Source organism: Pseudomonas sp. UYEF17 (assembly GCF_040546125.1).
GTDB classification, from domain to species: domain Bacteria; phylum Pseudomonadota; class Gammaproteobacteria; order Pseudomonadales; family Pseudomonadaceae; genus Aquipseudomonas; species Aquipseudomonas putida_Z.
The window spans coordinates 356384-378688 of the sequence record NZ_JBEPNE010000005.1 but is presented as its reverse complement, the minus strand read 5'-3'; the positions used below and the strand labels follow the sequence as shown (position 1 = coordinate 378688).

16 protein-coding genes are annotated in these 22305 nt (G+C 61.8%); 9 read left to right on the top strand and 7 right to left on the bottom strand.

Translation table 11 applies throughout. The features are described 5' to 3' along the window. Positions 1-15 precede the first annotated feature (15 nt). A complete protein-coding gene (gene thiI, locus ABIB24_RS11450; RefSeq protein WP_025340935.1) occupies positions 16-1470 on the bottom strand; it encodes a tRNA uracil 4-sulfurtransferase ThiI in 1455 nt (484 codons plus the stop codon). A gap of 614 nt (positions 1471-2084) precedes the next feature. Between thiI and glnA the strand changes: the two genes are divergently transcribed. The 4 genes from glnA (at position 2085) to ntrC (ending at position 6899) form a co-directional block, all read left to right on the top strand. Next, complete coding sequence (gene glnA, locus ABIB24_RS11445) at positions 2085-3491, top strand: type I glutamate--ammonia ligase (RefSeq protein WP_025340936.1); 1407 nt, start codon at positions 2085-2087, stop codon at positions 3489-3491. A 173-nt stretch (positions 3492-3664) separates the two neighbouring features. Next, positions 3665-4108 (top strand): cupin domain-containing protein, encoded by a 444-nt coding sequence (locus ABIB24_RS11440; RefSeq protein ID WP_274078219.1) that lies wholly within the window; start codon positions 3665-3667, stop codon positions 4106-4108. A gap of 272 nt (positions 4109-4380) precedes the next feature. Then, positions 4381-5466, top strand: a complete 1086-nt coding sequence (gene glnL / locus ABIB24_RS11435) for a nitrogen regulation protein NR(II) (RefSeq protein ID WP_025340937.1) — start codon at positions 4381-4383, stop codon at positions 5464-5466. After that, on the top strand, positions 5463-6899 hold the full coding sequence (gene ntrC, locus ABIB24_RS11430) for a nitrogen regulation protein NR(I) (RefSeq protein ID WP_013974578.1): 1437 nt from the start codon (positions 5463-5465) through the stop codon (positions 6897-6899). Before glnL ends, ntrC begins: the two co-directional genes overlap by 4 nt. A 458-nt stretch (positions 6900-7357) precedes the next feature. Here ntrC and ABIB24_RS11425 read toward each other — a convergent pair whose 3' ends face one another. Beyond that, positions 7358-7795, bottom strand: a complete 438-nt coding sequence (locus ABIB24_RS11425; RefSeq protein ID WP_274078220.1) for a hypothetical protein — start codon at positions 7793-7795, stop codon at positions 7358-7360. Here ABIB24_RS11425 and trmL point away from each other — a divergent pair. After that, complete coding sequence (gene trmL, locus ABIB24_RS11420) at positions 7794-8255, top strand: tRNA (uridine(34)/cytosine(34)/5-carboxymethylaminomethyluridine(34)-2'-O)-methyltransferase TrmL (protein WP_025340939.1); 462 nt, start codon at positions 7794-7796, stop codon at positions 8253-8255. The two genes, ABIB24_RS11425 and trmL, sit on opposite strands and share 2 nt — an antisense overlap. A 163-nt stretch (positions 8256-8418) precedes the next feature. Here the strand turns inward: trmL and secB are convergent, their stop codons facing one another. The 3 genes from secB to ABIB24_RS11405 are packed head-to-tail and all read right to left on the bottom strand — an operon-like array spanning position 8419 to position 9613. Further along, on the bottom strand, positions 8419-8904 hold the full coding sequence (secB, locus tag ABIB24_RS11415; RefSeq protein WP_013974581.1) for a protein-export chaperone SecB: 486 nt from the start codon (positions 8902-8904) through the stop codon (positions 8419-8421). A 39-nt stretch (positions 8905-8943) separates the two neighbouring features. Then, a complete protein-coding gene (grxC, locus tag ABIB24_RS11410) occupies positions 8944-9198 on the bottom strand; it encodes a glutaredoxin 3 (protein ID WP_003249204.1) in 255 nt (84 codons plus the stop codon). 1 nt (position 9199) lies between these two features. After that, positions 9200-9613, bottom strand: a complete 414-nt coding sequence (locus ABIB24_RS11405) for a rhodanese-like domain-containing protein (protein ID WP_003259887.1) — start codon at positions 9611-9613, stop codon at positions 9200-9202. A gap of 206 nt (positions 9614-9819) precedes the next feature. Here ABIB24_RS11405 and gpmI point away from each other — a divergent pair, with 206 nt between their 5' ends. From gpmI to ABIB24_RS11385, 4 genes are all read left to right on the top strand, one after another. Then, on the top strand, positions 9820-11355 hold the full coding sequence (gene gpmI / locus ABIB24_RS11400; RefSeq protein WP_075046619.1) for a 2,3-bisphosphoglycerate-independent phosphoglycerate mutase: 1536 nt from the start codon (positions 9820-9822) through the stop codon (positions 11353-11355). Between the two features lie 231 nt (positions 11356-11586). Continuing rightward, positions 11587-12891: a murein hydrolase activator EnvC family protein gene (locus ABIB24_RS11395; RefSeq protein ID WP_015272119.1), complete on the top strand. Its 1305-nt coding sequence runs from the start codon at positions 11587-11589 to the stop codon at positions 12889-12891. Between the two features lie 78 nt (positions 12892-12969). Beyond that, positions 12970-14286, top strand: a complete 1317-nt coding sequence (locus ABIB24_RS11390) for a S41 family peptidase (RefSeq protein ID WP_023660970.1) — start codon at positions 12970-12972, stop codon at positions 14284-14286. Positions 14287-14294: 8 nt separating this feature from the next. Beyond that, positions 14295-15083, top strand: coding sequence for a divergent polysaccharide deacetylase family protein (locus ABIB24_RS11385; RefSeq protein ID WP_354316455.1), 789 nt, complete (start codon positions 14295-14297; stop codon positions 15081-15083). On the opposite strand, the gene ABIB24_RS11380 is transcribed toward ABIB24_RS11385, so the two are convergent. Together ABIB24_RS11380 and ABIB24_RS11375 are read right to left on the bottom strand one after the other, a co-directional pair. Beyond that, positions 15067-19713 (bottom strand): dermonecrotic toxin domain-containing protein, encoded by a 4647-nt coding sequence (locus ABIB24_RS11380; protein ID WP_274078221.1) that lies wholly within the window; start codon positions 19711-19713, stop codon positions 15067-15069. The genes ABIB24_RS11385 and ABIB24_RS11380 overlap by 17 nt on opposite strands. A 120-nt stretch (positions 19714-19833) precedes the next feature. Continuing rightward, the gene (locus tag ABIB24_RS11375; protein ID WP_249352862.1) at positions 19834-21780 is read right to left on the bottom strand and encodes a BCCT family transporter; all 1947 of its coding nucleotides are present in this window, start codon (positions 21778-21780) and stop codon (positions 19834-19836) included. Between the last annotated feature and the right edge of the window lie 525 nt (positions 21781-22305).

The following is a 22305-nucleotide window of genomic DNA, read 5'->3' as shown; positions in this document are numbered from 1 at the left end:
TACAGCCCTGGCGTCTTATGTCGGACGATAAACACGCACATTGGCATGTCCCTCACTGAGCAGGTGGTGTGCGTGCAGACGGCTCATCACACCTTTGTCGCAATACAGCAAGTACTGGCGGTTGGCATCCAGGTGCTTGAACTTGCTGTTGATGGCATAGAACGGCATGGCCTGGACTTCGATACCGTCGAGCACCAGAGGTTCGTCTTCCTGGGCATCGGGGTGACGAATATCGATGACGATCTGGCCGGGCAGCGCCTCGGTCACTTCCTCGATTTCGATGTCCTTGCCCAGTTCGTCGATCACATGGTCGATGGAGATCAGCCGGGCGCGTTCCAGGGCGCGCTCCAGCACGGCCATGTCGAACTGCTTCTCTTCATGCTCCATGCGGTGGCGCTTGGCGTGGGTGGTCGGGTTTACCGAGATCACGCCGCAGTATTCTGGCATGTGCTTGGCGAAGTCGGCAGTGCCGATCGCGTAGGCCTGGTCGATGATGTCCTGCTTGTGGCTGGCCAGCAGCGGGCGCAGCACCAGCTTGTCGGTGGCCGAGTCGATGATCGACAGGTTCGGCAGGGTCTGGCTGGACACCTGGGAAATCGCCTCGCCGGTGACCAGCGCGTCGATCTCCAGGCGGTCGGCCATGTGCGCGGCACCGCGCAGCATCATGCGCTTCAGGGTCACACCCATGTAGCTGTTGTCGACCTTGTTGAGGATCTCGCCGACCACCTCTTCGAACGGCACGCTGATGAACAGCACGCGCTGGCTGCTGCCGAACTTCTTCCACAGGTAGTGGGCCACTTCCATCACGCCCAACTCGTGGGCACGGCCGCCGAGGTTGAAGAAGCAGAAGTGGGTCATCAGGCCACGACGCATCATCTGGTAGGCCGCCACGGTGGAGTCGAAGCCGCCGGACATCAGTACCAGGGTCTGCTCCAGGGCGCCCAGCGGGTAGCCGCCGATGCCCTGGTGCTGGTTGTGGATCACGTAGAGGCGCTGGTCGCGGATTTCGATGCGCACCAGCACTTCCGGGTTCTTCAGCTCGATGCCGGCGGCGCCGCACTGCTGGCGCAGCTGGCTGCCGACGTAACGATCGACGTCCATCGAGGTGAAGTCGTGGTGGCCGCCGCGCTTGCAGCGCACGGCGAAGTGCTTGCCGGCCAGCAGGTGACCGAAGTGCTGCTTGCACTTGGCGACGATGTCGTCGAAGTCGCCGAGCGGGTATTCCTCTACCTGCAGGAAGTGGGTGATACCCGGGGTGCAGGTGAGGCGCTCGATCATCTCGCGCTGGACTTTTTCGTCTTCGACGCGGGTGACCACTTCGAGATTGTCCCAGACACCATCGACCACGAGCTCAGGATCGAGGTCCTTGAGCACGTTGCGGATGTTCTTGCCGAGCTGGCGGATGAAGCGCTTGCGCACCGGCCGGCTCTTGATGGTGATTTCTGGGAAGACTTTGACGATAAGTTTCATTGGTTAACAGCGCGCGCAGGGCCTGCCGAAAATGAGGGGCGCGAATTATAGCGGAAATTGCTCAGGATTTGACCAACTTTTGATCAGAAGCTTTCAGATAAATGTAGGGAGCGGGTTTTGTGGCGCCTGTGAGATCGAGCGCCGCCCGCGCGGCGCTTCGCAGCGCAAGGCTGCTCCTACATCTGTTTCGGGCCAGTCAAGCCTGTACCAGCGCACGCGACCGACTTGTTTGTCCAACACGACATCGAGGTGGACGCCAAGGGGCGCGCGCCTATGCCTCAGGAATAATTGGCCCGAAACAGATGTAGGAGCAGCCTTGCGCTGCGAAGCGCCGCGCGGGCGGCGCTCGATCTCACAGACACCACACAACTCAAGCCATGCACCACACTGGTGCGCTGCTACCAAAATTCGCATCTTAAGGGTGCATTTTTCCAGCGCAACCCAGCGCCAAATGCCCGCAAACGCCCCCTTTTATCCCGCCCTCGCCATTTTCGGGCACTGGCATGCAATTTGCTCCCTTGTGAGGCAGGTAAGCTTGGCCGACTATCCGCGCCCGGCAACACCCTTTTTCCAGGGCAGCGGCCCACCGCGCTCTAGACCATCCGGAGGACAACATGTCGAAGTCGGTTCAACTCATCAAAGATCATGACGTCAAGTGGATTGATCTGCGTTTCACGGACACCAAAGGCATTCAGCACCACGTGACCATGCCGTCGCGTGATGCGCTGGAAGACGACTTCTTCGAAGTCGGCAAGATGTTCGACGGTTCCTCCATCGCTGGCTGGAAAGGCATCGAAGCTTCCGACATGATCCTGATGCCGGTCGACGAAACTGCCGTACTGGACCCGTTCACCGAAGAGCCAACCCTGATCATCACCTGCGACATCGTCGACCCATCGAGCATGCAGGGCTACGATCGTGACCCTCGCGCCATCGCCAAGCGCGCCGAAGAGTACCTGAAGAGCACCGGCATCGGTGACACCGTATTCGCCGGCCCGGAGCCAGAGTTCTTCATCTTCGACGAAGTGAAGTTCCAGTCGGACATCTCCGGCTCGATGTTCAAGATCTTCTCCGAGCAAGGCTCGTGGATGACCGGCGCTGATGTGGAAGGCGGCAACAAAGGCCACCGTCCAGGCGTGAAAGGCGGCTACTTCCCGGTTCCGCCGTTCGACCACGACCACGAAATCCGTACCGCCATGTGCAACGCACTGGAAGAAATGGGTCAGACCGTCGAAGTCCACCACCACGAAGTGGCGACTGCCGGCCAGAACGAAATCGGCGTCAAGTTCAACACCCTGGTGAAGAAGGCTGACGAAGTACAGGCACTGAAGTACGTCGTGCACAACGTTGCCGACGCCTACGGCCGTACCGCCACCTTCATGCCGAAGCCTCTGTACGGCGACAACGGCTCGGGCATGCACGTGCACATGTCGATCTGGAAAGACGGCAAGAACACCTTCTCGGGTGAAGGCTATGCCGGCCTGTCCGACACCGCCCTGTACTTCATCGGCGGTATCATCAAGCACGGTAAGGCCCTGAACGGCTTCACCAACCCATCGACCAACTCCTACAAGCGTCTGGTCCCAGGCTTCGAAGCCCCGGTAATGCTGGCCTACTCGGCTCGCAACCGTTCCGCCTCGATCCGTATTCCTTACGTCGGCAGCCCGAAAGCCCGCCGTATCGAAGCTCGCTTCCCGGACCCATCGGCCAACCCATACCTGGCCTTCGCGGCCCTGCTGATGGCCGGCCTGGACGGTATCCAGAACAAGATCCACCCAGGCGATGCTGCCGACAAGAACCTGTACGACCTGCCGCCTGAAGAGGCCAAGGACATCCCGCAGGTTTGCGGCAGCCTGAAGGAAGCTCTGGAAGAGCTGGACAAGGGCCGTGCGTTCCTGACCAAGGGCGGCGTGTTCTCCGACGACTTCATCGATGCCTTCATCGAGCTGAAGAGCGAAGAAGAAATCAAGGTCCGCACCTTCGTTCACCCGCTGGAATACGAGCTGTACTACAGCTGCTGATCTGATCGGCGCCTGGCGCCGATGACATGATCACGAACGGCCTCCTTCGGGAGGCCGTTTTCGTTTCCGTGGCTGCCTCATCGATTTCATACAGAACCAGCAGATGCCGCTGACATTTCGCCGCCCCTTCAGCACGCAGGGTAGGCGTCCCTTCAGTCAACGGACATCACGCCATGCGCAAACTTCTACCTGCAATGATTACCGTATCCGCCCTCCTCGCCGGCTGCGCCAGCAATGGCATCGCGCCAGGCCAGGCAACGTCACAGGTGCTTCACCGCGCCACCGGCAGTTGGGACGGCACCCCCTATCGCAATTACCCCGAAGGACGACCAGTGCTGTCGCTGGTGAAAGTCAGCATCCCCGCCCACACAACCCTCGGCTGGCACTGCCATCAGGCGCTCAATCTGGGCTATCTGGCGGAGGGCAGACTTGAGGTGGAAACCCGCGACGGCAAGCGCACAAGCCTGGTTGCGGGCCAGACGCTGGCAGAACTTCAAGGGGAAGTGCACCGCGGGCACACCACTGGGCAGCCCGCCACTGTCATGGTGTTCCACGCAAGCAATGAAGACCTGGCGTTTTCAACGCCAGAAGCCGAGTGCCCGCCAGCTGTGCGATAAACCCTGAAACCACCTATGCTCCATATTGGTGCATTCTGTGGACTGACGCCCCCGAATGCACCCCAAAAGCGATCACATGAACCGTTTAATCAGTTCATTCTGGTGCGGTTTTTCCCGTTTTCAGGGCTTTATCGGCAAATTCCGCTTCTTTTCGGAGCCTTGGTTTGGTTCTTGCATTTTTTGCCCAAAGACTGGAATCAGCGGATCCACCGCGCGCCCGACCATGGCCGCGCCCATGCCCGACACGCGCCAAAAGAGGTCGACGACGCCCTATGACCATCAGCGATGCCCAGCACCGTCTGCTTCTGGACAACCTGACCACCGCCACGCTGCTGCTCAACGCCGAGCTGCGCCTGGAGTACATGAACCCGGCCGCGGAAATGCTGTTGGCGGTCAGTGGCCAGCGCAGCCATGGGCAGTTCATCAGCGAACTGTTTACCGAGTCGACCGAGGCGCTCAGCTCGCTGCGCCAGGCGGTCGAGCAGGCGCACCCGTTCACCAAGCGCGAAGCGCAGCTCACCTCGCTGACCGGGCAGACCATCACCGTCGACTACGCGGTAACGCCGATCCTGCACCAGGGCCAGACCCTGCTGCTGCTGGAGGTGCACCCGCGCGACCGGCTGCTGCGCATTACCAAGGAAGAGGCCCAGCTGAGCAAGCAGGAAACCACCAAGATGCTGGTGCGCGGCCTGGCCCACGAAATCAAGAACCCCCTTGGCGGCATCCGCGGCGCAGCCCAGCTGCTGGCCCGCGAGCTGCCGGAAGAAGGCCTGCGCGACTATACCAACGTGATCATCGAGGAAGCCGACCGCCTGCGTAACCTGGTCGACCGCATGCTCGGTTCGAACAAGCTGCCGTCGCTGGCCATGACCAACATCCACGAAGTGCTGGAGCGGGTCTGCAGCTTGGTAGAGGCCGAAAGCCAGGGCTGCATCACTTTGGTGCGCGACTACGACCCCAGCCTGCCGGATGTGTTGATCGACCGCGAGCAGATGATCCAGGCCGTGCTCAACATCGTGCGCAATGCCATGCAGGCGATCAGTTCGCAGAACGAACTGCGCCTGGGCCGCATCACCCTGCGCAGCCGTGCCCTGCGCCAGTTCACCATCGGCCACGTGCGCCATCGCCTGGTGGCGCGGGTGGAGATCATCGACAACGGCCCGGGCATCCCGCCGGAACTGCAAGACACCCTCTTCTATCCCATGGTCAGCGGCCGCCCGGACGGTACCGGGCTGGGCCTGGCCATTACCCAGAACATCATCAGCCAGCACCAGGGCCTGATCGAGTGTGAAAGCCATGCAGGCCACACCGCCTTCTCGATCTACCTGCCCCTGGAACAAGGAGCCACCGCCTCATGAGCCGAAGTGAAACCGTATGGATCGTCGACGATGATCGCTCCATCCGCTGGGTCCTGGAAAAAGCCCTGCAGCAGGAAGGCATGACCACCCAGAGCTTCGACAGCGCCGATGGCGTGATGGGCCGCCTGGCACGCCAGCAACCGGACGTGATCATTTCCGACATCCGCATGCCGGGCACCAGCGGCCTCGACCTGCTGGCACAGATCCGTGAGCAGCACCCGCGCCTGCCGGTCATCATCATGACCGCCCACTCCGACCTGGACAGCGCCGTGGCATCGTACCAAGGCGGTGCCTTCGAGTACCTGCCCAAGCCGTTCGATGTGGACGAGGCGGTCTCGCTGGTCAAGCGAGCCAACCAGCACGCCCAGGAGCAACAAGGGCTGGATGTGCCGCAGAGCCTGGCGCGCACCCCGGAAATCATCGGTGAAGCGCCGGCGATGCAGGAGGTGTTCCGCGCCATCGGCCGCCTCAGCCACTCCAACATCACCGTGCTGATCAACGGCGAGTCCGGTACCGGCAAGGAGCTGGTGGCCCACGCCCTGCACCGCCACAGCCCGCGTGCGGCGTCGCCGTTCATTGCCCTGAACATGGCCGCCATCCCCAAGGACCTGATGGAGTCCGAGCTGTTCGGCCATGAAAAAGGCGCCTTCACCGGCGCCGCCAACCTGCGCCGGGGGCGCTTCGAGCAGGCCGACGGCGGCACCCTGTTCCTCGACGAGATCGGCGACATGCCAGCCGACACCCAGACCCGCCTGCTGCGGGTGCTGGCCGATGGCGAGTTCTATCGCGTGGGCGGCCACGTGCCGGTCAAGGTCGATGTGCGCATCATCGCCGCCACCCACCAGAACCTGGAGTCGCTGGTACAGGCCGGCAAGTTCCGCGAGGACTTGTTCCACCGCCTGAACGTGATTCGCATCCACATTCCACGGCTGGCCGACCGCCGCGAGGATATCCCCGCCCTCGCCCGCCACTTCCTCGCCCGCGCCGCCCAGGAACTGGCGGTCGAGCCGAAGATCCTCAAGCCGGAAACCGAGGAATTCATCCGCAACCTGCCGTGGCCGGGCAACGTACGGCAAATGGAAAACACCTGCCGCTGGATCACCGTGATGGCCTCCAGCCGCGAAGTGCTGATCGGCGACCTGCCGCCCGAGCTGCTGAACCTGCCACAGGACGCCGCACCGGTAACCAACTGGGAGCAGGCCCTGCGCCAATGGGCCGACCAGGCGTTGGCGCGCGGGCAGACCAGCCTGCTGGACAGCGCAGTGCCGAGCTTCGAGCGGATCATGATCGAGACGGCGCTCAAGCACACCGCTGGCCGTCGGCGCGATGCGGCACTGTTGCTAGGTTGGGGGCGCAACACCCTGACGCGCAAGATCAAGGAGCTGGGGATGAATGTGGCGGGTGGCGATGATGAGGAAGGGGACGAGCACTAACGTCCGGTAAACCTTCAAGGCCATTGGGGCTGCTGCGCAGCCCTTTCGCGACACAAGGCCGCTCCCACAGGTACGGCGCTATCTCTGAACCGAGCGGCGTCCTGTGGGAGCGGCCTTGTGTCGCGATGGGCCTGCGAAGCGGGCCCCGCCATTCCCGCGCCCATGCACCGATCCTGTGCCCGATGCACCTCTCGAAGGCACAAATCCCCCGCCAAAACGGCCAAATCACCCTGAAAACCCATAATTCACGGGCTTTTCAAAACTGGCACGCCCCCTGCAATAACCCATACATATCCAGTTTCGGGGGCCCTGGTACAGGCAGGCCGGGTGAACCCCTCTTTTATTCGCAATATCGCCAGTTTTGGGGACCTCGGTACAGGCAGGCCGGGCCATCCCCCCTTTATACGCAGTACCCCTTTCGGGGACCCTGGTACAGGCAGGCCGGGATATCCCCTCTTTTATTCGTGCAGTTTCACCTGCAACCGCCAGCGCCCAGCGTCCTCTGCACCGGCCCACTCGCCGCGCAGGGGGCGCGCGGCCACCACCGTCAGCAACAGACCTTCCTTGCTATTCTGCACCCGCCAGCTCACAGGCTTGCCCTGCAAGCTCAGTTGCCCTTGCCGGGCCTTGCCCTGGGCCTGGAACAACAGTGCTACCGTACCTTCCACATTCTCGCCATGCAGCTGAGGCTCTTCGTTGAACCACAGCTCCAGGCCATCCTGCACCACCTCCACCTGCTGCAGCTCGCGCTCGTCGGGCGTGGTCAGGCGGCCGATCATCAGCCCCACCATCAAGCCGACGATCGCCAGCGACAGCATCACCCGCGGGAACGCCTTCGAACGCAGGTCCGGTTCGGGGGTAGAATGCCCGTCATCTTCACGCTTGGAGCCGTGCATGTTTCACGTCATCCTTTTTCAACCAGAAATTCCGCCGAATACCGGCAACATCATTCGCCTGTGCGCCAACAGCGGCTGCGACCTGCACCTGATCGAGCCCATCAGCTTTGAACTGGATGACAAGCGCCTGCGGCGCGCGGGGCTGGATTACCACGAGTATGCCACGCTCAAGCGCCACGAGAGCCTGGCCGGATGCCTGGAAAGCCTGGGCAACCCACGGCTGTTCGCCTTCACCACCAAGGGCTCGCACCCGTTCCACGAAGTGGCCTACCAGCCGGGTGATGCTTTCCTGTTCGGGCCAGAAAGCCGTGGCTTGCCGACCGAGGTACTGGACAGCCTGCCGGCCGAACAACGCCTGCGCCTGCCGATGCGGCCGGGGTGCCGCAGCCTGAACCTGTCCAATACCGTGGCTGTGACGGTGTATGAGGCGTGGCGGCAGAATGGGTTTGCCGGGAGCTGAGCTATAGCCTGTGCCGGCCCTTTCGCGGGCTCGCCCGCTCCCACAGGGACCGCACCGCCCTTGAAACCTGTGCAGTACCTGTGGGAGCTGGCTTGCCGGCGATAGGGCCGGAACGGGCCAACAAAAAAAGGCGACCGAAGTCGCCCTTTTTCAAATGCAGCTATTACTGCACAGTCGGCGCTTCGCCGGCTTCCTGCATGCGCTGCATTTCCTGCGCGTACAGGGCGTCGAAGTTGACCGGCGACAGCATCAGGGCCGGGAACGAACCGCGGGTCACCAGGCTGTCCAGGGTCTCGCGGGCGTACGGGAACAGGATGTTCGGGCAGAACGCACCCAGGGTGTGGCTCATCGAAGCCGCATCCAGGTTCTTGATCAGGAAGATACCGGCCTGCTGCACTTCAGCGATGAAGGCCACTTCGTCACCGTTCTTGACGGTAACCGACAGGGTCAGCACCACCTCGTGGAAGTCACCTTCCAGGGCTTTCTGCTTGGTGTTCAGGTCCAGGGCAACGCTCGGCTCCCAGGTCTGGCGGAAGATCTGCGGGCTTTTCGGGGCTTCGAACGACAGGTCGCGCACATAGATGCGCTGCATGGAGAACTGAGGGCTGTTGTCTTCTGCAGCAGCGCCGTTGGTCTGTTGGTCAGTCATGGCAGATCCTTATCCTAATGTTTTTGAATGCAGTGCAAATCAGGCCGCCAGCAGCGCGTCGAGCTTGCCGGCGCGCTCCAGGGCATAAAGGTCATCGCATCCACCGACGTGGGTGCTGCCGATCCAGATCTGCGGCACAGATGTACGGCCGGCCTTCTGGCTCATCTCGGCACGAACCTGTGGCTTGCCGTCGACCTTGATTTCCTCGAAGGCCACGCCCTTGCTCTCGAGCAGGTACTTGGCGCGCATGCAGTAGGGGCAGTAGTCGCTGGAATAGACGATGACGGGCTTCATATCACTTCACCAGGGGCAGGTTATCGGCTTTCCAGCTGGAAACGCCACCGCTCAGTTTGGCGGCGTTGTAACCAGCCTTGAGCAACTCGCGGCAGATGGTGCCGGACTGCTGGCCCATCGAGTCGACGACGATCAGGGTCTTCTCTTTGTGCTTGTCCAGCTCGCTCATGCGGTTGACCAGCTTGTCCTGCGGGATGTTCACCGCACCGACGATGTGACCGGCGGAGTATTCCTTGGTCGGGCGAATGTCGATGACCAGGGCTTTTTCGGCATTGACCAGGGCAGTCAGCTGGCCGTTGCTCAGGCTCTGGCCGCCGCGACGGATTTCGTTGACCAGCAGCGCGACCAGCAAAACAACGAAGATCGCCACCAGGATGTAGTGGTTTGTCGCAAATTGAATCAGGTTAGCAACCATCTGGGGTGTTCCACGCGATTGAAAATGCCGGCCAGTATACACAGCCCCCCAGTGCCACCAAAGCCCGACGGGCCGGCCGGAAAGGTACCTTCATGTTGCCACATTGGCCACGCTGGTCAGGGAACAGGACGAATATTCGCCGCCGGTGGCGCATTTGCCCTAAAATGCGTGTCTTTATCATCTTTGAACAACCGTGAGTTTGATTGATGACGAGTACGCCCAAACCCCTGGTCCTGATCATTCTGGATGGCTTCGGCCACAGCGAAAGCCCCGAATACAACGCCATCTACGCCGCCAACACACCGGTCTATGACCGCCTGCGCGCCAGCCAGCCGCATGGCCTCATTTCCGGCTCGGGCATGGATGTCGGCCTGCCGGACGGGCAGATGGGCAACTCCGAAGTCGGTCACATGAACCTCGGCGCCGGCCGCGTGGTGTACCAGGACTTCACCCGGGTGACCAAGGCCATCCGCGACGGCGAATTCTTCGAGAACCCGGTTCTGACCGGCGCCGTGGACAAGGCAGCCAGTGCCGGCAAGGCCGTGCACATCCTCGGCCTGCTGTCCGACGGCGGCGTACACAGCCACCAGGACCACCTGGTAGCCATGGCCGAACTGGCCGCGCAGCGCGGTGCGGAAAAGATCTACCTGCACGCCTTCCTCGATGGCCGCGACACGCCGCCACGCAGCGCACAGTCGTCCATCGAACTGCTCGACGCCGCCTTCGCCAAGCTGGGCAAGGGCCGCATCGCCAGCCTGATCGGCCGCTACTACGCCATGGACCGCGACAACCGCTGGGACCGCGTCAGCGCCGCCTACAACCTGATCGTCGACAGCGCTGCCGAATACACCGCCGACACCGCCCTGGCCGGCCTGGAAGCGGCCTACGCCCGCGACGAGAGCGACGAGTTCGTCAAGGCCACGCGCATCGGTGAAGCAGTCAAGGTCGAAGACGGCGACGCGGTGATCTTCATGAACTTCCGCGCCGACCGCGCCCGCGAACTGTCGCGCGTGTTCGTCGAAGCCGACTTCAACGAATTCCCGCGTGCCCGCCTGCCAAAACTGGCCGCCTACATCGGCCTGACTCAGTACTCGGCGAAAATCCCGGCCCCCGCCGCCTTCGCCCCGGCCAGCCTGAACAACGTGCTGGGCGAGTACCTGGCGAAGAACGGCAAGACCCAGCTGCGCATCGCCGAGACCGAGAAGTACGCCCACGTCACCTTCTTCTTCTCCGGTGGCCGCGAAGAACCGTTTGAAGGCGAAGAGCGCATCCTGATCCCTTCGCCGAAGGTCGCCACCTACGACCTGCAGCCGGAAATGAGCGCACCGGAAGTTACCGACCGCATCGTCGAGGCCATCGAGCAGCAGCGTTATGACGTGATCGTGGTCAACTACGCCAACGGCGACATGGTCGGCCATACTGGCGTGTTCGAAGCGGCGGTGAAAGCCGTCGAAGCCCTGGATGGCTGTGTAGGGCGCATCGTCGAAGCGCTGGACAAGGTCGGCGGCGAAGCGCTGATCACCGCCGACCACGGCAACGTCGAGCAGATGGAAGACGAGTGCACCGGCCAGGCGCACACCGCGCACACCACCGAGCCGGTGCCGTTCATCTATGTCGGCAAGCGCAACGTCAAGGTGCGTGACGGCGGCGTGCTGGCCGATGTGGCGCCGACCATGCTGAAGCTGCTGGGGCTGGAAAAGCCGGTGGAAATGACTGGTACCTCGATTCTGGTCGACGCCTGATTCGGCGCCAAAGGGGGCCGCTTTGCGGCCCATTCGCAGCACAAGGCTGCTCCTACAAAGAGCTCGTGCAATGCCTGTAGGAGCAGCCTTGTGCTGCGAATGGGCTGCACAGCAGCCCCAATAACACATGAATTCCAGACAAACGCCCCTCTGCACCCGCAGCGAGGCGTTTTTTTTGCCCGCCCGCGCGGGCATACTAGGCCAGTCTCCATCCTTGGTACGCCAAACCCCATGCTTCGCGCCCTGATTCTCCTAGCCCTGTCTTGCCTGCTCAGCCCGGCCTTTGCCGATGAGCGTGCGCAGACCCAGCAGCAACTGGACGCCACCCGCCAGGACATTGCCGAGCTCAAGAAGACGCTGGGCAAGCTCCAGGAAGAAAAGGCCGGTGTGCAAAAGGACCTCAAAGCCACCGAGACCGATATCGGCAACCTCGAAAAGCAGGTGGAGGCCCTGCAGCAAGAACTAAAAAAGACCGAGGGCGAGCTGGAGCGCCTTGATACCGAGAAAAAAAAACTCCAGAGCGCCCGCGTTGAACAACAGCGGCTGATCGCCATCCAGGCCCGTTCGGCCTACCAGAACGGCCGCGAGGAATACCTCAAGCTGCTGCTCAACCAGCAAAACCCCGAGAAGTTCGCCCGCACCCTCACCTACTACGACTACCTGAGCAAGGCGCGCCTGGAGCAACTGCGCACCTTCAACGAGACCCTGCGTCAGCTGGCCAACGTCGAACAGGAAATCGCTACCCAGCAACAACAGCTGCTGGCCCAGCGCGCCGACCTCGACAGCCGCCGCCAGGCCCTGGAAACCGAGCGCGGCAAGCGCCAGCAGGTGCTGGCCAAGCTCAACAGCGACATGAAGGACCGCGACCAGAAGCTGCAATCGCGCGAACAGGACCAGGCCGACCTGTCCAAGGTACTCAAGACCATCGAGGAAACCCTCGCCCGCCAGGCCCGCGAGGCCGAAGAAGCGCGCAAGAAGGCCTTGCTGGCCCAGCAGGAAGCGGAAAAGCGCCGCCAGCAGGAAGCCCTGGCCGCCGCTGCCGCCCGCGAACAGGCCCGCGAACCGGTGGAACCACCGAAAAAGGCCCGCACCACCTTGGGCCCGCTGGTTTCCAGCGACGGCGCGAACTACGGCGGCGCATTTTCTGCCGCACGGGGAAAACTTCCCTGGCCAGTCAATGGTCGATTGCTCGCACGTTTCGGTGATGCCCGCGGCAGCGATGCCCGTGCCAAGTGGGACGGGGTGATGATCAGCGCCAACCCGGGCACCCAGGTCCGTGCCGTGCACGGCGGGCGCGTAGTGTTCGCCGACTGGTTGCGCGGTGCCGGGCTTCTGGTCATTCTCGACCATGGCAACGGTTACCTGAGCCTGTACGGCCATAACCAGAGCCTGCTCAAGAGCGCCGGTGATATCGTCAAGGCTGGCGAGGCCATTTCCACCGTTGGCGACAGCGGCGGCCAGGACGCTGCCGGCTTGTACTTCGCCATCCGCCAGCAGGGCCGGCCTACCGACCCTTCGCAGTGGTGCCGGGGCTAGTCAAATTTCTACGGGGTAGCCCACGGGCTGCGCCGATGCTCCCCAGGGAGCGCTTACAGGATCAGGAGTTCGTTCGACATGCTGCACTCGCCTCGTCTCACCCAGCTGGCCCTGTCCATCGCCCTGGCGGTCGGCGCGCCCCTGGCCACTGCCGCGGAGCCGGCCAAGCCGGCCGCAGTACCGGCCACCGAGGTGACCGCCAAGGCGCCACTGCCGCTTGAAGAGCTGCGCACCTTCGCCGAGGTCATGGACCGCATCAAGGCGGCCTATGTGGAGCCGGTGGATGACAAGACCCTGCTGGAAAATGCCATCAAGGGCATGCTCAGCAACCTCGACCCGCACTCGGCCTACCTCGGCCCCGAGGACTTCCAGGAACTGCAGGAAAGCACCAGCGGCGAGTTCGGCGGGCTGGGCATCGAAGTAGGCCAGGAAGACGGCTTCATCAAGGTGGTCTCGCCGATCGACGACACCCCGGCCTCGCGTGCCGGCGTGCAGGCCGGCGACCTGATCGTCAAGATCAACGGCGCCCCGACTCGTGGCCAGACCATGACCGAAGCGGTCGACAAGATGCGCGGCAAGGTCGGCGAGAAAATCACCCTGACCCTGGTGCGTGACGGCGGCAACCCCTTCGACGTGACCCTGGCCCGCGCGGTCATCCAGGTCAAGAGTGTGAAGAGCCAACTGCTGGAGAACGACTACGGCTACATCCGCATCACCCAGTTCCAGGTCAAGACCGGCGACGAAGTAGGCAAGGCCCTGGCCAAGCTGCGCAAGGACAACGGCAAGAAGCTGCGCGGCGTGGTGCTGGACCTGCGCAACAACCCGGGCGGCGTGCTGCAGTCGGCGGTGGAAGTGGCCGACCACTTCCTGACCAAGGGCCTGATCGTCTACACCAAGGGCCGCATCGCCAACTCCGAGCTGCGCTTCTCGGCCGACCCGGCCGACGCCAGCGACGGCGTGCCACTGGTGGTGCTGATCAACGGCGGCAGTGCCTCGGCCTCGGAAATTGTCGCCGGCGCCCTGCAAGACCAGAAACGCGCCGTGCTGATGGGCACCGACAGCTTCGGCAAAGGCTCGGTGCAGACCGTGCTGCCACTGGCCAACGACCGTGCGCTGAAGCTCACCACCGCGCTGTACTTCACCCCCAACGGCCGCTCGATCCAGGCCCAGGGCATCGTCCCCGACATCGAAGTGCGCCCGGCCAAGCTCACCGCCGAAGCCGACACTGACAACTTCAAGGAAGCCGACCTGCAGGGCCACCTGGGCAACGGCAACGGCGGTGCCGACCGCCCGACCGGCAGCGGCAAGCGCAAGGAGCGCCCACAGGATGACGACTTCCAGCTGAGCCAGGCCCTGAGCCTGCTCAAAGGCCTGAACATCACCAAGGGCGACTGATCCACCCCATGCGTTATCTGCTGTGTCTGCTGTTCTGCCTGATGGCCGGGGTCGCGCAAGCGGCGCCGGCCGGCAAGGCCTACATGAGCATCATCATCGACGACCTGGGCCAGAGCAGCGAGCGCGACAGCCGCACCCTGGCCCTGCCCGGTCCGGTGACCATGGCGATCATGCCCGACACCCCGCATGCCACCGACTTTGCCCGCCAGGCGCACAAGGCTGGCAAGACGGTGATCCTGCACATGCCCATGGACCCGGCCACCGGCCCTTACGCGTGGCACCCCGGCACGCCTCTGCCGGAGCTGGCCAGGCGCCTGGACGCCGCCCTGGCGCAGGTGCCGTGCGCAGTCGGCATCAACAACCACATGGGCAGCCGCATGACCGCCGAACCCGAAGCAATGGCGATGCTGATGGCTGACCTGCAACGCAGGCACCTGTTCTTTGTCGACAGCCGCACCAGCGCTGCCACGGTGGCTGCATTCCAGGCTCAGGCCCTGGGCCTGGCACAGGTATCCCGCGATGTCTTTCTGGATAACGTACGCACGCCCGAGGCCATTGGCAGCGAATTGCAGCTCGGGGTCGAACTGGCTCGCAAACAAGGCTCAGCCGTGCTGATCGGCCACCCTTATCCGCAAACCCTCGAAGTGCTCGAACGCGAACTGCCCCGGCTGAAGCGCCAGGGCATAGAGCTGATCGGTCTGGAACAGATGATTGCCGAGCGGGGCAATCAGACGATGCCTGCACATGTCAGGCACCACCCCACTGCCCCCGTTGGCAGTCTCAACGGAAAGGAATGATTCCTCGGGCCTCGGCCAGTGTAAGTCTTCCCCTGTGCACCCGCTGGCCCGAGCCAGCAGCGACCTGGCCGCCCCAAAAGCGCTGTTTCCAAGTCTTGAGGTGACCCACCGTGAAATCAACAGCTCCAGCGCCTTGCGTGGGCAAATGGAAGTGCGCAACCCAAAGGGGTTTCTTACTCAGTAGACTCCGGATCTGGTATTCGTCAAATGCGCTGCCATCCCGCATGGTGCACCGCTTCACATACTTAACCTGTATCAGGCCCTCTTTGTGAAGATACTGTAAACCTTTGGCCGACGGATAAAGGGTGCTGGTATAGAGCTCGATCATTTTCTGTTTCTTATCCGCTCTCAATTCTTTCAGATCCAATTCCAGCGCCCTGACCAGCTCGTCGTTTCCGCCAGCCTCACGCACCACACTGAGCGCCTGATTCAGCTTTCCCAGCTGCTGATCGAACAACTCTTCGAGCAACGCCCCTTTGATATGGGACTTGATAAAGCCCCCGGCCCGCGTTCGCACGGAACCGCTCTCGTCCAGGAGCGCCTGTACCCACTTGGGCAAATCTGTTGGAGCAGCTTCGTCCGGCAATGAAGGGCGCTTGCTTTCCCGCTGTCGCCATTCCCCATCCACCTCGTCGAAAGTTGCCAGCACTTCTTCACTGAAAGTCTCGAGCACTTCTACAATTTTGTGTTCGCCTATCGTTCTTTCCACCCCGATCATCAACTGCCCGGCAAGGTTGCGTACTACCTTCTGCTCTTTGGTAGACACTTTGTATGGCGTGCGCTTTTGCACGACCTCTTCACCCTCCTGCTCCGAGATCGCGACAACCAGTTTCTGCCCCGCATCTTCCTTCAGTTGCTCTAGATGGTTGCGATACCGCTCGAGCATTGCGGGTTCGATAAGGTCGCCACCTTCGCGGAGAATGCGGGCACTATTGAGTAATGCGGCAGAGTACTCATCCCATGCCTCTTGCAAGATCACGATGCGGTCATCTGCCGACAGATTGGCGAAGTCAAGATCCCCGTGAGTCTCTGCGGCATTGCGCAAGGCCATGCTGACCAGTTCGTCCCGGTAGCGGGCGACTGTCTGAAGGCCGCCGGGAGCATTGAGGTGCAAGGCCAGGTCTGCCAGGTTCTGCACCTGATGGAAGCGCATCTGCACGGTCGAGAAGGCTCTTTCAGCGATCAACTGCTCAACTGTGCGATCGCCGCCAGGTGGGTTGGAAGGTATTACGCGCTCAACCGGCGTCTCGGCCAGCAAATTGTCCAGGTGCACTCGTATGGCGAGCATGCGGTCCTGATACTCCACCACCTGCTCCAGCTTGATACGAAACGCAGCATATTGTTCGCCGACCTCTGCCAATGGCTTCCCATCGATAGCCCGTTGCAGCGCGGCAAGTTGCGGATAGTCCGTAAGGCTCCACAGCTCGTTGTAAACGAACACACAATCGCGAATCAGCTCTATTCGAGCACTTTCCTGATGCTGGTCAAGAATTTCATCCAACCCCTTGTTATGGCGAGGCCTGGCATACTTTGGTTCTGCCATCGTGATCAACAGTTTTAGCTGTTCATCCATCTTGCCAATGGCCTCTTCAAGCAGCGAAACGATTTTCTCACGCTGCTGAGCGATGCTTTCCTTCACCTCCATTTCTCGTTGAGCATACTTTTCTATCAGCGACTCCTTCATTGACACATCAGTACCTGCAGGGGCCGAAGCCACCTCAGACTGCGCTTTCACCTTCAACCCCTCCATGGCCACAAGGTTTTTGTGCAAAGCCATCATCTGCTGGGTAACTGCCTGGACCTCCGCTTTCAACGCCGGAACGTCCTCATCCAGCTTGGAAACTTTTTCGTACAGTTTATCGAAGCGGCGCGATACCAAAGTCTTGGAGTCGGGAGCCCCTCCCGCAAGGCGCAGTTTCGTATCCACCCGCCAAGCCCCATCGACAAATGCCAGCCAAGGCCCGTAACCGCCAGTCGCATCGATTACCCGAACTCCCTCAGCCAGCAACTCCACGCTATAGAGGTCACCAGCCATGGCCGCGTAGTAGCTCTTATCGATCTGGTACAGGCCTTCACCATCACCCCCTGTCAAAGGGCTCAACCCATTGACCGAGACGCTGGAGCGCATGGCTTGCAACCTCTGCCGCTGTTGCGCGGGTAGCCAGTTGAACCCATGCTGGCCGCGCCAGGAAAAGTCCAGTACCTGGCTGCCCAGTTCGCCCAGTTTGCCTTCCGGCTCTTCACGCGCCTCGATAGCAAGTTCGGCAAACGCGCCGTTTTGCAGGTCAGGCCCTTCGAACAGTGAAACATCAGGCAGCCGCCTTGTGGGCACTGTCTCCTGTTTCGGTTGATGGGCATGCAGCAGCGTCATCCCAAGGTTAAGCAACAAGTCGGCCACTGCAGCAGACCGATCGAACTCACCACCCTGCTCCAACGCGGTCAAGTCGCTTTGCAGCGAAGCCAGAAACTGTACCAACCAGGCCACAGACGCGACCGGACCGCGTATCGCCTGAGTCACCACATCGAACAACAGCCAGGCGCCTTCGCACAGGAGCTGCCAGCGGCTCTCGGCGTCAGATACCGATTCCAGGCCTGCCAGCTCGACCAGCAGATCTCGATTGGCCTGGTATATTTTCTCGTCAACCTTGTTGAGCCACAGCTTCAGGTCGAGAATCGCCGGCTCCGGCTTGGCCGGGAGCGTATAAGGGTCGAGACCAATACTCACAATGTGCGGCTCGCTGAAACCACCCTCTGCATATACGTCGCGCGCTGTCGGGTCGATCCAGTCAAGAATGCTCTCTTGGAAGAGAGCCGACTCACGAATATGTGCAAGCAAGGCCTCAAGGCTTGCGTACTCGCGAACCGTGTCCTGTCGATATAGCGGGCGGTACAGCAGAACCCTTGCCGGCTCGGCGCAGAACAGCAAGTACATGCCGCGCACCTCGTCTTTCTTGCGCGAATGACGGCTGCGCCTGAAAGCCAGGGGGATCAAGGACATGCGCGGAACCAAGGGGTCCTGATGACCTGCGCAAAAATCCACCACGCACTGTAAACCCACTTCGGAGACCTTCGCGTCGAGCCTGGCCGAAAGGGCGCTGGAAAGAAACCCGCTTCGCCATTCCCTGGCCAAACGCACGATGCGCTCGGCGCGCATGGCCTGATCATCGAACTGTTCGGCAACATAGGTTGGGTAACGGCCACCAATGTCTACCTGGGTCACCAGTCGCTTCGCAGCATTGGCATCCAGCCACTTCGGGGGCGTGATGCCCTTCTGATGGCGGACCTTTTTGATCTCCGCGCCCTTGAGCGAAGCAAGGTTACCGATAGCAAATTCGGTAAGCGACTTGGTACCCACGAACGCCAGTGGCTCGCCGCCACCGGCACCTGTCGCAGCGCCGCCAGGCACACCCCGAGCGATATACAGGTCGAGAAGCAGGTGATCTGGAGAGGTTTCGTCCCCGTGCTCCTTTTTCATCTGCTCGCCTAGTTGCTGCGCGGTATACGCCGTCAATGACTGGACGCCGTCCAGCACCGAAACACCCCCGGCATCCAACTGGTCAAGGGCGAGCTGCAACAACGCGGCGCGACAGGCAAAGCTGTCCTGGGGAGCGCTAGCCCTGAGACCTGGCGGGGCCATGGTGGCTGGCGTGTCGTCTTCGTAGCGTACGAACCAGGCCGCCGGGTCGCTCAGGTCGGCGAAACGCCTCTCCATTGCCGCCACATCGGACAAGCCACTGAAGCGCATCAGGTCGAAAGACTGGAACATGGACTCAAGCAACAGCGAAACCTGCTGGGCAAAGACGTTGCCCTCAACCGGCTGACGCGTCCACGACATACTCTGAAAACTGTAGTGCTGCGCCAGTTCGTTGCGCAACGCTTCGCCGAAATCAGCCAGGGAAGCGAAGCTGCGCGTGATACCGGACGGCGCGCACCAGAGCACCACCTGCCGCTCATCGTAATCGCCAGTGACCAGCAGATGACTGAGCATCTGGTCGTACTGAATCGACCCACAAGTCAGGCTGGCTTTCACGAAACAGACCGATGGCTGGGCAGCACCACCGCGGATCAATCCGCGAATGCAGGCCTGCTCCTGAACGTCCAGCCCTTGCAGAGGCAGGCCACGCAAGAGTGCAGTCCGGAGCAGCAGTTGCAACCACTGGTCACGGCTCACCCCTGCACTGCCCTTGGCATTCCAGTATTTGAGCTGTGCCTCGCAGAAAAGCCGTGGCAACTGCTTTACCAGCTCGTCGAGCGCGTCGGACATGCCGCTCAGTTGGCGGGTGTCGAACGCGCTTTTCGAGCCAGGAAAACGGTATGAGGAGGTCAATGCAAGCTTGTGATGCCGCTCACCGACAGGCTCGATGTCCAGCGGCTGTGCTTCGAGCAATGCCTGGAGCACACGGTCGACCAGCGGTTGCGTGCCCCAGTAAGGCGTGCTGGGATCGGGACTATCCAGCATGAGAGGGTCGGCGTTGGACAGCGCCGGCTTCACAGAGGCAAGCCAGGGCAGCTTCCCCAGCAGCACGGTCCACAGCTGCTCGCTGGTCACCTGCCGCAATGTCGGCCGATCACTGAACTGACTGGCTGCGGCGTACTGAAAATCGAATGTGGAAATAGCGGAACGTTTCATGAAGCATGCCTCCGGAAGAAAACCGGCAGACTGAAGCAAACTTGTACGACGCCCGGGCTAATTATTGCTTGCCCATGAAAAAGGCCCTGCGTCTTGCAGGGCCTCCTCATCGCTCAAGAATCAGCTGTACACACGCCCCAGCAACTGGCGGTGGCTTTCGAACTGATCCAGTACATCACGCACGATCTGCTCCGGCGCAAAGCCCATCAGGTCGTACTCCTGGCTGCCATCGTGCAGGTACACCTCGGCGCGGTAGAAGCGCTGGCGCACTTCCGGCTCACCTTCCACCGGCGCTTCGCTCGGCGCGGCCAGGTAGCCATCCAGGCTCACTTCATAGACGAACGGGTTGCCCTCTTCCATCATCACCCGCAGGCCCATCATGTTGCGCGACTGGCCAACCCGGGTTTCCACCTCGAAGCCCAGGGTCTGCAACTGCGCGGCGGCTTCTTTCAGCGCCGGGCTGACCTGCTTGTCCATGAAACGCTGCACCACGGCCTGGGTCGGCTGCAGTTCCAGCTGGGTCAGGCGCTCGCTGAAGCCACGACGGCCACGGGCGGCCAGCTCGGCACGCTCCTGCTCGACCGCCACGTCCTGTTTCATGGCCTTGTACAGGCCGAACATGAACAGCACCAGCACCACCGAGAACGGCAGGCCCGCCAGCACTACCATGGTCTGCATGGCTTCGAAGTTACCGGCGAACAGCAGGCCGATGGTAACCAGGGTGATGACCACCGACCAGAACACCACCATCCAGTGCGGGGCGTCTTCGTCGACCTTGCCACCTTTGCACGACAGGTTGGCCATCATCACCGCGCCGGAGTCGGCCGGGGTGAGGAACAGCACGAAGCCGACGAACACCGCTACACCGATCACGATCTTGGCCGCCGGGAAGTATTCCAGCAGCTGGTAGATCGACATCGACGGCTGTTCCAGGGCGGTCTTGCCCAGCTCAACGGCGCCCTGGTTGATCACCAGGTCCAGCGCGGTGTTGCCGAAGATCGACAGCCAGGCCAGGGTGAAGCCCAGCGGGATCAGCAACACGCCGCTGACCAGTTGGCGCACGGTGCGGCCCTTGGAGATACGGGCAATGAACATGCCGACGAACGGGCCCCAGGAGATCCACCAGGCCCAGTAGAACACGGTCCACAGGCCCAGCCAGCGCTCGGACTTGCCGGCTTCGCCTTCATACACATAGAGGTCGAAGGTTTTCAGCACGATGCCGTTGAGGTAGTCACCGATGTTCTGCACGAAGCCGTTGAGCAGGTGCAGGGTTTCGCCGCCCAGCAGGACGAAGATCAACAGACCGCTGAACAGCATGATGTTCAGGTTGGACAGGCGGCGAATGCCGTTTTCCACACCAGAAACCGCCGCCACGGTGGCAACGCCGGCCATGACCAGGATCACCACCAGCAGGTTGGTCTTGCTGTGGTCCATGCCGAACAGGTATTCCAGGCCGGAGGCCACCTGCATCGAACCGATGCCCAGGTTGGTCACCAGGCCCAGCAGGGTGACGAACATGCCGAAGATGTCCACGGCATTGCCGGCAGCACCCTTGACCCAACGCTCACCCACCAGCGGGTACAGCGCCGAGCGCAGGGCCAGCGGCTGGTTGTGGCGGTAGGCGAAGTAACCCACGGCCAGGCCGACCAGCGCGTAGATCGCCCAGCCATGCAGGCCCCAGTGCAGGAAGGTCAGCTGCAGGCCCTGGCGCGCTGCGTCGAGGCTGGCAGAGGTGCCTTCCGGCGGGTTGAAGTAGTGGTCCAGCGGCTCGGAAGCACCGAAGTACAGCAGCGAAATGCCGATACCGGAGGAGAACAGCATGCCGGCCCAGGCGCCATAGCTGAAGTCGGGCTGGTCATCCTTGCCGCCAAGCTTGAGCTTGCCGTAGTCGGAGAAGGCCAGGTAGATGACGAACAGCAGGTAACCGCCGATTACCAGCATGTAGTACCAGCCGAAGGTGCGCGTCAGCCATTTCTGGGCCACGCCCAGCACCTGGCCGGCGGTTTCGGGTACAGCGATAAGCAAGGCAGTCAGAACGAGGATCATCAGCGCGGAGGTGAAGAACACCACGCGGTTGACCCGTACCCTCTCGGCCGGAGGGTTGGTAAGTGAGGCAGAACTCATTGCACGAATGCTCCGGGCAGTACGGCTGTGGAGGCTAATCAGTCTTTCCCGAGCAATTGGTGGAATATCCCCACTGCATCAGGTGTTATAAAAGCACCCTGGAAACCGTGATCCCGAATCGATACGTTGCAAAAAAACAGACAGGTGGCCTGCTGCAAATGCCACGCCTCAGCCGAGGTGCGCGCATTCGTCACAGATCACCCCGCCCGCTCCAAGGGCCCGCCGCAGGGTCCATGACCGCACGGCAGAATCTGCATTTCGCATCGCTCATGCCCGTCAACGCCTTGTATTCCGGGGGTTACGCGATTTCCTGGGGTGTCAATCCGTGCCTTCTCGACCGCCTGAAAAACTGTCAATGGCACAAATTGTCGCAGAGCTTATTCTTTATTGATTGAACGTTCAATCAAAACAAAATAGACTGGCCTTCGCCGAGTCAGCCGCCCGTCGTCTGCTCGCAGGCCTGAGGAG